Raw genomic sequence first — 14,174 nt, forward strand, 5'->3', positions numbered from 1 at the left:
CGCAAATCTTCATCGCGGAAACAGCGGGCAATTTGATAATATCTGTCTAAACCCGAAACCATTAACAATTGTTTGAACAACTGCGGCGACTGCGGCAAAGCGTACCATTCGCCCAAATTGACGCGGCTGGGCACTAAATAATCTCTCGCACCTTCAGGAGTCGATCGCGTTAAAATCGGTGTTTCAACTTCAATAAAACCTCCCACATCTTCCAAGTGGCGGCGCATCGCTTTCACAACTTGGTGGCGAAGCTGCAAATTGCGACTCATACGATCGCGCCGCAAGTCCAAATACCGATATTTCAGGCGCAAATCTTCCCGCACGCTTTCATTTTCCGCCGTCGCCACCTGAAACGGTAACTGTTTGCGAACCGCATTCAACAACTCAATTTCGTCAGCGTAAATTTCCACCTCACCCGTAGGCAATTTCGGGTTGAGGGAATCTTCGGGGCGGTTGGTGACTCGCCCAGTAATTTTAACCACGTATTCGCTGCGTAAAGCCTCAGCCCCGTGATAGGAATCGGGGGTGCGTTCAGGATCGCTGACAATTTGCACAATACCCGATCGATCGCGCACATCCAGAAAAATCACCCCGCCATGATCGCGGCGGCGATCCACCCAGCCGTAAAGGGTGACAGTCTCTCCGATGTGTTTGCTTCGCAGTTCGCCGCAGTAGTAACTTCTCATAATTGGGGGTTGTGGACTAAAAATAAAGCTTTTTAATTATGCAGTATGCCTGAAACTTCTGCTGAATGCAAATGCACGCACGATCGGCATTAGCTTTGGAATTAATTCCAAAGCTAACTACCCTAACAACCCGCTGGGAGTTCCCAACCCCCGGCTGGCCCTTCTAGGAATCTCCGCGATCGCTGTGAGACTTGTCAAAAAACGCCGTCAGCGCGTTCCATGCAGACTTAGCCGCATCCGTCAAGCGAGTGCCGATCGACTCAATTTGCTTCACAATAAGGTGCCAATTCTTTTCAGCTTCCGTGTGAATGTGGTCAACAGCTTGTTCGATGCGATCGCGTTCGATCAGTTTATTTTGTTCTACCGCTTCTCGCGCTTGTCGCACTGCTTTCAAATAAGCTTCGCGACTGACTTCGCCGGCATCTTGCACCTGCGCTTGCGCCCGCGTTTTAATCGCATCTACCACCAGCCAATTTTTCTCAGTTTCTTGTTTAATCAGCCTGACTGCTTCTGTGAATCTCTCGTGGGCGAGATCCTTATTATCTTCGATCGCCCCGGAGGCCTTATTGACAGCTTTTAAATAAGCTTCGCGGGTGAGTTCGCCCGCTGCTTGCACTTCGGCTGTCGCGCGTTTTTTAATTGCTTCAAACAGCGCCGCAGTTTCTGCGATCGCCTCATCAGTCGCGTCGGGCATCTCTTTTTTGACGAGCTCCGTCGTTTCGAGAGTTGCCTCTAAAATTGGTTCTTCGGTTACTTTTGGATCTGTCATATCAATCTTCTCCTGTGGTAGTAAACATTTTCAAAAAAACTAACAGTCCCCGGATGCAGACTTTGTAGGTGTAGCGCCAGAAGAATTGTGGTCTTTTATACAGACTTTGTACGTGTAGCGCCAGAAGGAATTCTGGCATTTAATAAGAACTAGGCAATTCTTGTTCCAGCTTTATCAACTTTTGTATCCGCGCTTACCTAGTTGGAATGATCTCAGTTCTATTACATTATATCTACCAAAGTTGCTTTCATGTGTAGGATACCGCCAACTTGTAGGTACGGTTTAGCGCACTTAAATTTGTGATAAGTCTCTATACCTAAAAAAACACACATTAATAAACTTGGTTTCTCAACACAATAAAACGGGCAAATTTAATAGTTTCAATTTTCCAACTGCAAATCTTCGCTCTCGTCCGTATATAACAAGTGGTGACATCTTTGAGCGTGCAGTAAAGATTGAGGAAATTCGTACTGAGATAAGAGGATCTCTTCGAGCGCAACTTTCATTTGATTGGCGCAGATATGTGGAGGCATTTTGCCCATTCCCGTACCCATGCCGGGAATAGCGATAGTTTCAATTATATGTTTGACTGGCGTTCCATCTGGGACTGAGCCAAATTTTACAAGAGTCAAAATAGCGCGTGTTGCTAGATAAACATTTACTGTTTCTCTTAGAACTGTGGGAACGCGCATAATTGGTGCAGCTATTAAATAGGGAATTTCAGCATGATCGGTGTCTACAATTTCTGCCATTCCTACTAAGAGTTCGCCGTGATGTCGAGCCTGAATTAGTTTTTGCAAGCGTTCAAGAACCTGCCCTCCAAAATATTCCGAAATTTCTAAATCTAAGCCGTCGTCCATGAAACCAAAACTATTCCCCGGACTAACAATAGCATCGCATTTCACATCAAATATTGAACCGTGATGTATCTTTACATTTTTCATACTGCCGCAAGTGCTTTCCCACGCTCTAACTAAGCCATCGTCTAAGGTAGCCAGCACAATTTGCATAAATACTCTCTCTTAATTTTAATTGCGAATAGCTAGAGCGATCGCCAATTTAATCCTACAATACTTTACATAAGTCCGCTGAATCTAAAATCCATCTCTATATCAAGTAGCAAATATTTAATAGCTGTATGCTGCAAGACCCGAATCTGCGCCATCCGATCGCAATTAGTTTAGGTGCCGTTGCCGGCGCTTTGAGCCGCTATTATATCACCTTGTGGTTTGCCAGCCGTTTCGGTACGGCTTTTCCCTACGGAACTTTTTTTATTAACATCACGGGTTGCTTGGCTATGGGATTTTTTATTACCCTCGCTTTTGAACGAGTGCCGACTATTCCGTCGGAAGTGCGGTTAATGGTAGCAACGGGCTTTTTGGGTGCTTATACTACTTTTTCAACTTACGGTTTAGAGACGAATGTCTTGTGGCGCGATCGATCTTACAGCATCGCCGCTTTTTACTGGGCAGGCAGTGCCATACTAGGAGTAATTGCAGTTCAGTTAGGCATCATTTTAGCGCAATCGGGCAAATAAATAAATAAAATCGGTTTGTGCAAATAATACCAGCTTAAACAAAGAATACAACTGTAGGCAAACTCTCCACCCATACAGAATCAGTCAGGCGATTTTAGCTCAAAATTGTGGACAATACCTACGAAATTTTTTGATCGCACACACCCTTAACCTAATACAGGCAGAGCTTTTAAGGGGGTTGCTACCCTGTCAGGTTTAGGTGTGATGATGTTTACTGCATCGTGTTTTCCGGCTGAGGGGCTAAACTTTTTAAGCTTTTTCCCTACCTTGTTTTCAGTTTACTCTTTCTCGGTTGAACTCACGTTTAATAAATAATGCTTATGGCACTCCGATATAGTTGTTCTTAAAAGAACGGTTGAGGATTTAAACAGCGTTTGGTGCGTTTATGCTCGTACATGAGTTTGTCAGCCTTTGCCAGCAATTGTTCTAATAAAACTTCATTATTTAAATCCCCAAACTGCACACCAAGACTTATTGATATATAACCTCGCTCGGACTGTTGATTAAAGCGATCTATATTTTCTTGCAGCCGGGCATGAAAATTAGTAGATGAATTACCCGAAAAGTTAGGAATAAATAAAGCAAATTCATCTCCTCCCAGTCGAGCAACAATATCCGCATCACGAAAGGTTTGCTTCAAAATTTGAGCTGCGTCAAAGATTACTCTGTCTCCCATTTCGTGTCCTAAAGTGTCGTTAATCTTTTTCAAACCATCTAAGTCAGCGAACAAAATAAAATAGGATGTTTGCGTGCGTCGAGCAATTTTCAATTGTTGATCGGCTAGTAAAAAAAAGCCTCGTCGGTTATATAAGCCAGTTAATTCATCGGTCACGGATAGCTGCCTTACTTCTGCTTCTGCCCTCAGACGTTCTTGGATTTCATGTTCTAAACGTTGATTTTGTTCGAGCAGTTGTTGGCGTTGCTGTTGGATGAGTAATTGATTTTTTACTCGCATCAACACTTCCTGCTCTTGAAAGGGTTTGGTAATATAGTCTACACCACCCAGTTCAAAGGCTTGTACCTTGTTTTCCAGTCGTTCGAGCGCACTGATAAAAATAACCGGTATCTGAGCACTCGCTTCAGATGCTTTTAACTTTTGGCAGACTTCGTACCCATTCATCTCTGGCATATTGATGTCAAGTAAAATTAGAGCAGGTGGGTCGCGATGAATACCTTGGAGTGCCATCCTGCCGTTGAGGGCTTTACGCACAATATAGCCCTGTGACTCTAAAATTTTGGCTAACAAGCGCAGATTGTCTGGGGTATCATCCACGATGAGAATATTCCTTTCGGCCGCAAGTTTGAATAGATTTGTCATGGGCTTGTTCCTAAATCTGGGTGAGAGTTGCGATCGTTTCAAGCTGAAAGTTATCGACCAAAGATGTCATCGCCGCGATGAAATCTTGTTTATCCTTGGGAATTTGAGCAATAAGTTCATAAAGCTTATTATCACTAAGATCTAGTGCTGCTTCATGAACTTCTGCAATCCACTTGGCTGGCATGGTTTTAAAGTCTGGAGTAAATATCTTTGGTGGCGAAGCTGATGATTTTGGCGGAAGTTTTTCGGCGTAGCAGTAGCGGACGCCCAAGTGATGAGCTATTTTCTCGAAAAGTGTGTCTTCAGTAAACGGCTTGGCAATGTAGTCATCGCAACCAACTTGCAGGCTGGCGATACGATCGTCCTCAAAAGCATAGGCAGTCAGGGCAATGATGCGTGTCATTGGTCTGTTCTCCTGTGACATTTGCCCTGAGTTATCTGCTGATGACTCATGACTAATGACTAATGACTGTTGTGATCGAATCTGTCTCGTCACTTCATAACCATCCATGACAGGCATTTGAATGTCCATCAAAATCAGGTCAGGGTTCCATGTTTGCCAACGATTGATCGCCTCTGCTCCATTCTCCACCGCACACACCTCAAACCCAAATGACTCCAGCAGTGTCACCAGCAGTTGCCGATTTTCTGGAACGTCTTCTGCTACTAGAATTCGGTAGATAGGTTGCCCAGGTGCGAGCCCGATAATCCGATCGCTAATTTCAGGTTCCTCTAAATCAAGGGACTCTGGTAGTTCTAAAACAACTTGGCAGGTAAAAGTCGAGCCTCGATTCAGGGTGCTTCGCACGGTGATATCGCCTCCCATCAGACGTGCAAACTCACGACTGATAGACAGTCCTAAACCTGTTCCTCGATCGTTGCGACCGCGATTGGTTTGCATGAAAGCGTCAAAAATTGATTCTAAATCTGAGGGAGAAATGCCAGATCCGGTATCCTCAACTTCGAGACACAGGGTAATAGTTGGTTTAATATCAGGTGGATTAGTGGCGCGATCGCAAATTGTACCGGATGGCATATCATCTGATGAAAAAGCTCGTCCGCGCAGGGCTATGCTTCCTGTTGTTGTAAATTTGATAGCATTCCCCAGCAGATTAATCAATATTTGGCGAAGTTTTGCTTGATCCCCACAGACATAACGGGGAACAGTAGCATCCCACTCGCTGCTCAGATGTAACCCTTTCTCAGGCGCTTTGATGCTGAACATCTCGTTAATAGAACCCAGCAGTCGATGCAGATTAAAACAGCTTCGACTCAGTACCAATTGCCCTGCTTCAATCCTAGACATTTGCAAAACATCGTCGATCAATGTCAGCAGGTGTTCTCCACTACGGGTAATGATCCCTAAATGCTCTTGAAATTCTTCTGGGATATAGGGGCTGCGGTTCATAAGCTGGGTAAATCCCAGAATGGCGTTGAGTGGCGTTCTGAGTTCGTGGCTCATGTTCGCAAGGAACTGGCTTTTGGCACGGTTGGCTATTGCTGCCTTTTGTGCAGCGTGTTCTAGGGCAGCTTGCGAAAATTCTAACACCGCCAGCATGAGGATATGCCTCATTTCGGCGGCAGCTTCTAACTCTGCAATCTGCCAAGGATAAGACATCTCCCGCACTGTCTCTTGCCACAGTTCAAAGGATTTGCGGGGACACAGGTGCATTTTTCCAATTTCGTCGATCGACACAGCATCCTGTGGATTACCTGCCCAGTTTATGGTTTGAATTTGTTCGGGTCGGAACCAAAGGATATGGTATGACTTTTGTTTGGTATAGCATAGGAAGATTGAGATTGCTAAAACACCGCTAGCTCGATCTTTGAATTGCTTGGCTTGTGGATACAACTGAGACAAAGAAGCTGTTGCAAACACTCGTTCTTTATTCTGTTCCAGCAACCATTGCACGAGTTCGTCTACCTCAGCTTCCGATGGTGTTTGACCCACCAATATCAGACGACCATCGAGCAGAATTGCAGCTCCCTGAGCATGAACTAAATCTAGCAATTGAGAAGCATTTTCGCTCAATACCTGTTCGATAAAATTAGAATCTCGCCGGAATGCCTGCTGAAGTTGATCCTGAATAGTTTTCGCCTGCGATCGGTAAACGTTCAATTCTCGATCTTGCTGATGCACCAGTTCGATCGAGGCAAATTGTCCTAAAAATTCACAGGTTTTGCGAGTTTCGTAATCTACCAATCGCGGGCTGTAATGGTGACAGGCAATTAATCCCCAGAGACGCCGATCGTCAATTAACGAAATCGTCAGTGTCCCAGCCACTCCCATATTCTGCAAATATTCAATGTGGTAGGGAGATACTCCCCTTAACACACAAGCACTTAGATCCTGGGGTGTATCGCTTACGGGATGGTTGGTAGGAATTAGGCGGGCCGGAGTGTAATTGATATTGGGAATTTGGCGTATCCAATTGCGGTAAAACAATTTGCGGGCGGGTACGGGAATATCGATCGCCGGGTAATGCAATCCCAGGTAGCTTTCTAGATAGCTTTCTTTCTCTTCAGCAATCACCATCCCATGGTCATCGGCTTCAAAGCGATAAATCATCACGCGATCGAACCCGGTCATGGCTTTTACTTCTTTAGCAATGGTTTGAGCTAAATCCGAAATATCGATCGCACTGCGAAAGTTGAGGATAACTGTTTGCAGACGCTGATAAAAATCTATTGAATGATTATTTTCAATAGTCAATTGGGGTTCGAGCTCCAGAATCAACTCATCTGGTAGTTGATGCAGTGTGCTTCTAAATGTTTGAATCTTCCCGTCTTTTAGAGGTATTTTTAGATCGAAAGTATTATGAATGTTGAGTTCTTCTTGATTTAGATGCCTGACAATTTCTTGTACTTGCTCGTGACCCAATAAATCTGGCAATGGCTGACCTAGCAATTCTAGGGCAGAAATGCCAAAAAACTGTTCTACATTTTCGCTAGCTTGTAAAATATTGAGGCTGTTTCCTTGCATCAATAAAACGATTCCGTGGGGCTGAATATGACCAGGAGCATACACGGATTCTTCACTGCATTCCTCTAAGCTTGTTAAAGTTAAAGGAGTGATTTGGGAAAACTTGGTAATTTTAGGAGGCATTTTAGAGCAGTAATGTTAAATAAAAATCAAGGAGGCTTTGGTCAATAATTACCAATAACTAGATTGTATTCTTGTTGGCTGTTCCTAACTCCCTAGTCCTAATCAAACGTTTAACTGCACAACAGTTTATAAATCCAATGGAGGAATTACACTTGGGAAATTACCTCGAATTAGATTAATGATTTTCTCAAATTGGTACTGGTTGGCGAGTTCCGTCAGATGAGTACCGAATTGAGTGAATTCTGAGGAAAGTTGAGCTACCAGTTCAACGATCGCAACATCATCCCCACATAAAGCAGCATCTTCCAACTCAACCACCCATACTTTTGGTAATGTCGCCAGAAGCATTGGATCGAGGGAATCTGAAACGGAAGAGGCAACAGAACAGAAATAAGAAGGAAAACAATCTGTTCCCCGTTCCCCTTTTTCTGTTTCCTCTTCCTGATATACATACTCTAAGCCTAGGTATTCCGCCATCTTAAGAAATAGGGTCTGTTCCCGGAACGGCTTGCTGATGTAGTCGTTGCAGCCAGCAGCCAGGGCGAGGGCGCGATCGCTCTGGGAAGCCTGGGCCGTAAGTGCAATAATGATACTGTTCTGTCCGTCTTCCATAGCCCGAATTTGCTTCGTAGCCTCGTATCCATCTAACACGGGCATCCGAATGTCCATCCAGGTTAGGTCTGGTTGCCATTGTTGCCAAATCTGCACAGCTTGCTGTCCGTTGGTAGCTTCTTTTACCTCTAATCCTAATTGTGTCAGTAATCTGACCATTAGCAAGCGATTTTCTGCTTGATCATCAACCACCAAAATGCGATGATCCCCTTGACTGGGAGCCAGCCCAATCACGAGGCGATTATTCTCTTCGGGTGTAACATTAACTCCACTGATCGGGCTGACGGGAAGGGTAAAGGTGAAGGTACTCCCCTGTCCCAGAGTGCTGCTAACAGAAATTTTTCCGCCCATGATTTCCAACAATTTGCGACTAATGGTGAGACCTAGCCCCGTACCGCCGATCGATCGCTTCCCAGCTTGGGCTTGCACAAACGCATCGAAGATAGTATCGAGTTCGACCGATGCAATCCCTACACCTGTGTCAGCGATTACAAACTGGAGAATCGGCCGAGTTGTGGTTAATGCCCCTGTACCGTTCGCCTCTATACTGACTTGCAAAGTAATGCTTCCCCGATCGGTAAATTTGATGGCATTACTCACCAGATTCAGCAAAACCTGGCGCAGTTTTTGAGCATCGACAATCATAAATTGGGGAACTTCTGGCGCAATCTGGAAACAAAGGTCAAGTCCTTTAGAACTTGCTCGTTCCGCCAACATATTTCGGAGGGAATGCAGCAGCGCAATTAAGTCTAATCCGCTGTCTTCAACTGTGCAGTGTCCCGATTCAATTTTCGAGAGATCCAACACATCGTTAATCAAACTCAAGAGGTGATCTCCACTCCGTCGAATTGTTTGCAGATCTTGTTTTTGGTTGAGAGTTAGGGAGGAGTCATGGGCCATCACCTGAGCAAATCCTAGAATTACGTTGAGAGGAGTGCGTAATTCGTGGCTCATATTGGCTAGGAAGGTACTTTTTGCCAAGTTCGCTGCTTCTGCTGCTTCCATTGCGTGCTGCAGTGCCAGTTCTTTACATTTGCGATCGCTGATGTCTTTGTGCGTTCCAATCATCCGTAAAGGCTTACCATCTTCATCGTAGGCAACGACTTTCCCGTAGTTAGCGATCCACTTCCACTCACCTGACTGGCAACGCACACGATAGTCAAAGGCATATTTGAGAGAGCTATCTTGCAAATTACTATTGAGAGCGTCAAAAACCCACAATGTATCATCAGGATGAATCATCTGTTCCCACACGTTCACATCCATCACCAACTCACCGGGCTTGTAGCCCAGCATCTCCTGGTAGTAGGAATTAATGTAAACTTCTCCAGTTTCAATTTTCCAATCCCATAGTCCATCTCCAGAGGCTTCTAGTGCCAGCATTAAGCGTTCCTCACTGCGTTGTAAAGCGGTTTCCACTTGATGTTGTCGTGTCACATCGATCGCCACACCACCTACTAGCATTTGCCCAGATAAGTCGGGGATGAGAAATTTGTAAACCAGAAACTCACCCAGGGTTCCATCTCGACGGGACGCAATCTCAATCGTTTCAATTAGCTCGTTGGTGTGAGCAACGGTTTGGATATTGTCTAGAAATTGTTGGGCGATGGCGGCGGGGTAAAGTTCAAAAAGGGACTTTCCAATCACATTGTCAGTGGGTAGATCGAAGGTATTGAGATAAGTCTGGCTGGCATAAAGCATTACACCATTTTTATCGGTAATCCAGGCAGAGGCAGGGCTGTGATTCATGAAGGCTTGGAAGCGAGTTTCACTCTCTCGGAGTGCCTGTTCTGCTTGTTGGCGTTCCGCTTCGTTGCGTTTGCGATCGCTAATATCTCGGCAGATACAGAAGTTCATCATCTCATCTTGTAATTCCACCCGGTTCCAGCTAATTTCCACGTCATATACAGAACCATCCTGGCGGCGATGTCGCGTTTCAAACAGCGGAATAATCTCCTCTCTCTGGAGCATAAGTTGTAGTTCTTCCCTCGTCCATTCAGCATCCCAATCAAACAGACTCAGATTCAGGGTTTCTTCTAGGGTGTAGCCCAGCATTTGAGCAAAACTGGGACTAGCTTCGACAACTTTTCCGACGGAATCCATGACAACAACACCGTCCAGGGAAGTGTTGAAGAAGGTTTTACTCCGCAAGAGTTCCTGTTCTAGTGCAAGTTCGGCTTTTTTGCGATCGCTAATATCTTTCATGAAGCAGTAATGCCCCATAAATTGGTGCTGTTCGTCGTAAGTTGAAATCATCACCAATTGTTTATAAAAAACCGAACCGTCTTTACAAAGCCCTTTCGTTTCAACTTCAACTCTGCCCTCTTGCACCATCAGCCCATAGGCTGCAACCAGTCTTTTCAACTCATCGGGATCTACGGTTTTTTCCCAGGACATCCCGCTCATTTCTTCTGGCTGATAGCCTGTCATGTCAGCATACGCTTTATTCACATAGAGGTAGTGCCCTTGTACATCCAGTTTGGAAATGCCGGACACCGCATTTTTCATCACCTCACTCATTTCTCTAAGCTCTGCTTCTGCGTGTTTGCGATCGGTGATGTCTTCTGAAAAACAAAGTAGGTACTGGGGCTGATGCTGTTCGTCGTAAATGGGAATCTTCACCGTATGCAGCCAACGTTTTCCCAGACTATGACTGTCAATAATTTCTTCAGCAATATCCTCGGCCTTACCTTTTTCAAAAGCTTCTCTATCCTTTTGATCAAAAAAGATAGCCTGTTCTGTTGGGAAAAAATCATAGCCGCTTTTGCCGATCGCGTTTTCGGCTGAGATGCCAAATAATCGTTCGCTGGTTTTATTCCAAAACTGAAATACGCCAAATCGTTTAGGCTCTGCGTCCTTAACAAAAATTGCGAGCGGTAGATGATCCAGCAGTGCTTGTAAGAAATTGCGAGTTTTCTGGATTTCCAGCTCTACTTTTTTGCGCTTGCTAATATCAATAAACGTAACTACAGCTTGTATGATTTTACCGTGTTGATCGAACTCGGGGTAGGCATTAACTAATACCCAAGCACAACTATCCATTTCTTTTTTGATTCCTAAAACATAATTTTTGAGGGAACTTCCACTGGATAAAACCTGATTTACCGGATATTCCTCTAGGGGCATCACGCTGCCATCTTCCCGCACAAAATGCCAGGCCGGAGATATCGCAGTTTTTCCCAGCATTTGATCCATTGAAAGCCCTAGTAATTCACCAGCTCTTTCATTACATAATTGAATGCTGGTATCTGTCGCATGAATCACAAAACCTGCATTTAAGTTATCGATTAATTGCCGATATCTGGCTTCGCTGACCTGTAAAGCAAATTCAGCTTGCTTGCGCTCCGTAATGTCGGTGTGAGAGCCAGCCATCCGAATTACGTTACCTGCATCATCCCAAAGCGCCTGACCGCGATCCAAAATCCATTTGTAGGAACCATCTTTGCAGCGAACGCGATGTTCTGTGATATAAAAAGGAGTTTTCTTGGCAAAATGGTCTTGAACGGCTTGCATCACCCATCCCAAATCATCAGGATGTACCAGATTACTCCATTCGTCTAGAATGTTTTGGATTTCCTGGTCTTCATAGCCCAGCATTTCCTTCCAGCGACTAGAAAAGAAGGCCTCATGGGTTTGAACATTCCAATCCCAAATGCCGTCATTATTCCCGCGTACAGACAGTTCCCAGCGTTCTTCACTTTCACGTAGTGCTGCTTCTGCTTGTTTGCGGTCAGCAATATTCCGGGCAATCTTTGAGGCTCCAATTATATTCCCTACTTGGTCTTTAATAGGGGAGACACTCATCGAAACATCGATTAATGTTCCATCTTTCCTCAGCCTCTTTGTATCGTAGTGTTCGATGCGTTCTCCTCGCTGGATTTTGGTGAGAATTTCGTTTTCCTCATCTCGATAGTCTGCAGGAATCAGTTTTCTCCCTGATTGCCCTACTATTTCTGCCGCTGTATAGCCAAAAATTGTTTCGGCTCCTACATTCCAACTGGTAACTACGCCCTCTAAATCTTTACTGAGAATGGCATCTTCCGAAGATTCAACGATCGCAGCTAGTCGAGCGATCCCAATTTCGGCCCGTTGTCGTTGGTGAATTTCCCACTGCAACTGGCGATTTACTTTTTTGAATTTATCGACTTTGCCATAACTAACTTGTGCGAGATACACGACCAAAATCAGCAGCAACACTAAAATTAAGCCACCAATTAACACAACTGTTGGCAAATAAAAATCTTCCTTTTCTACTAAATATAATAAGTTTGGATAAATATCTAGTCGCCACTCGGCACTATAGGCTCTTATTACAACTGTTTTATGCAGTGAATAATGAGATAAAAGCTCTTGACCGTAGATCAATTGTGTGCCATCATATATAGCCACCTTGTACCCAGGAAGCACTTTTAAAATACTGTCAAATAGAGTTTTAAACTTAAAAACTCCGACAATAAACCCATCAAACCGCTCCCCTACAAATAAAGGAAAAGTTGCTAGAAATCCTTGACCACCTTGAACGAGTGAAACATTGCGAGTTAACATAGGTTGACGCAAATCACGAGCCACTTGTAAAGTGATTTTGCGACGCAGTTCCCGATTAAGATCTAGGTTTTGCGCTGCCTCATTCCCAGCCAGTGGCACAATCGATCGCACTTTAAATGATGGATCGACTAATGCGATCGCCTGATAACCGTAGAAATCCTTTACATAAGCCTCAGCATCGGCTTCCCAAAGAGCATTTGGTGTACCGCCATTGGCTTCCCAGCGATTCGCCATTTGTCGAAGTGTCAGCATCCGAATTGATAATTCTTCGGTCAGTTTTGACTGAATCGCATTGGCTTCCTGCTGAATTAACTGCTCAATGTGAATTTGTCCGTTGATGGTTAGCTGTTGCCACGTAAATAAAACACCAAGAGAGGCCACCACACCAAGCAAAAGAGGTAGCAATCGTTTAAGTGGTGTTTGGCATAAAGTTATAATTCCCTTGAGTCGAGGTATCATCATAAATCAAGCGATAAATGAATAGATGTGTATTCCCTTTCTTGGGCTAGAGTTGGGTAATTTAATGAGGCAATAAAAAAAGTTTAGAGCGTGAAAACCAGTTAGGCATAAGACAATATTTAAACTTTATACCCCCTCCACTGAGCTATTAGATTTCACCGGCAAAGAATGTTGTTCATTAAGCCCTAGCTCTTTAACTAGATTTAGAGAGGGCGATGAGCAACATCTGTTCAGATTGTAAATAGGTGTTGTTTGCCAACATTGGCGACAAAACCAGTAGATTTGATGCTGGCGAACGTGACGGAGCATTTGATTCGAGCAGCAGGGGCAGTATGTCATAAAGACCTATTTTTTAACTAAGGGGTATTTCACTCTTGTTGCAAAGTGCTGTAAGCTCGCTTGAAGCAACGATAACAAGACCCTATACAAAAAAAAATAAAGATTTGGTAAAGAATATAAAAGGGTTAAGGAAAAGATACAAGTTTAAACATTCCGTAACAAAATTAAGAGCGAAAAGAATTTTTATCCCACAATACGCACCTTGTAATGTCACATTTTTTGTGTGATAATTCTACACTATTCCGATGCAGCTTTTGAGACCCATTCCTACATAAAATCATTTTCCTGTTCCCTGTTCCTTGATTTGATATGAAAGTCTAAATCTTAGCCCTACGCCTTTGTATGAAGGTATCGCGGGCAGGCAGTCGGGTCTAGAAGATGCGGTATCAGGAGCAATCGATGCCTTCGCTAGCGACGGAATGCTCTTAGTAGGAGAAGCACTGAAACAGGGTTTAACTCCAAGCCAATATTCAGTTATACCGGAGAAGCCTTTAACCTGCATTTCTTACGGCATAATCTTGCCAGCAAGCGACACTGAATGGAAAGAAACAGTCAATAATTATATTCGCAATCAAAGTTCGACAAACCTGTTGTAAAAAGTGAGTCGGGCGAAATTCTCCTTTCCTAACGATGAGTGTCGCCGATCAAGATAAATGTATTTGAACCCAACAAAGCGGGCAAGATACTGGGCGCGCACCAGAAGAATAGGGGTCAGGTGTGGATATTGTCAGGGCAAGTCCGATCGCTGCAACCAGTGGCGTCAATAGGCTCTAAACTGGATTCAGGAAGGCGCGCAGCACAGG

8 protein-coding genes are annotated in these 14,174 nt (G+C 44.3%); 2 read left to right on the forward strand and 6 right to left on the reverse strand.

What is annotated here, in order from left to right:
- The 3 genes from QUA24_RS21475 to QUA24_RS21485 form a co-directional block, all read right to left on the reverse strand.
- Positions 1–686, reverse strand: a 686-nt coding sequence (locus tag QUA24_RS21475) for an amino acid--tRNA ligase-related protein (protein ID WP_333231913.1), incomplete at its 3' end; no start/stop codon positions are given.
- Between the two features lie 163 nt (positions 687–849).
- Positions 850–1,455, reverse strand: a complete 606-nt coding sequence (locus tag QUA24_RS21480; protein WP_333231915.1) for a hypothetical protein — start codon at positions 1,453–1,455, stop codon at positions 850–852.
- A 380-nt stretch (positions 1,456–1,835) separates the two neighbouring features.
- A complete protein-coding gene (locus tag QUA24_RS21485) occupies positions 1,836–2,465 on the reverse strand; it encodes a macro domain-containing protein (RefSeq protein ID WP_333167894.1) in 630 nt (209 codons plus the stop codon).
- A gap of 128 nt (positions 2,466–2,593) precedes the next feature.
- Between QUA24_RS21485 and crcB the strand changes: the two genes are divergently transcribed.
- On the forward strand, positions 2,594–2,992 hold the full coding sequence (gene crcB / locus QUA24_RS21490) for a fluoride efflux transporter CrcB (RefSeq protein ID WP_333167890.1): 399 nt from the start codon (positions 2,594–2,596) through the stop codon (positions 2,990–2,992).
- Between the two features lie 343 nt (positions 2,993–3,335).
- On the opposite strand, the gene QUA24_RS21495 is transcribed toward crcB, so the two are convergent.
- From QUA24_RS21495 to QUA24_RS21505, 3 genes are all read right to left on the reverse strand, one after another.
- Positions 3,336–4,310: a diguanylate cyclase gene (locus tag QUA24_RS21495; RefSeq protein ID WP_333231917.1), complete on the reverse strand. Its 975-nt coding sequence runs from the start codon at positions 4,308–4,310 to the stop codon at positions 3,336–3,338.
- A 10-nt stretch (positions 4,311–4,320) separates the two neighbouring features.
- The gene (locus QUA24_RS21500) at positions 4,321–7,416 is read right to left on the reverse strand and encodes a response regulator (protein WP_333231919.1); all 3,096 of its coding nucleotides are present in this window, start codon (positions 7,414–7,416) and stop codon (positions 4,321–4,323) included.
- A 126-nt stretch (positions 7,417–7,542) separates the two neighbouring features.
- Entirely contained in the window at positions 7,543–13,035 is a 5,493-nt protein-coding gene (locus QUA24_RS21505; protein WP_333231920.1) for a PAS domain S-box protein, read from the reverse strand.
- 674 nt (positions 13,036–13,709) lie between these two features.
- On the opposite strand from QUA24_RS21505, the gene QUA24_RS21510 reads away from it, so the two are divergent.
- Positions 13,710–13,967 carry a hypothetical protein gene (locus QUA24_RS21510; RefSeq protein WP_333231922.1) on the forward strand — a complete coding sequence of 86 codons (258 nt, stop codon included), beginning with the start codon at positions 13,710–13,712 and terminating at the stop codon, positions 13,965–13,967.
- Positions 13,968–14,174: the final 207 nt, after the last annotated feature.

This window comes from Microcoleus sp. Pol12B5 (assembly GCF_036701335.1).
GTDB lineage: Bacteria > Cyanobacteriota > Cyanobacteriia > Cyanobacteriales > Microcoleaceae > Microcoleus.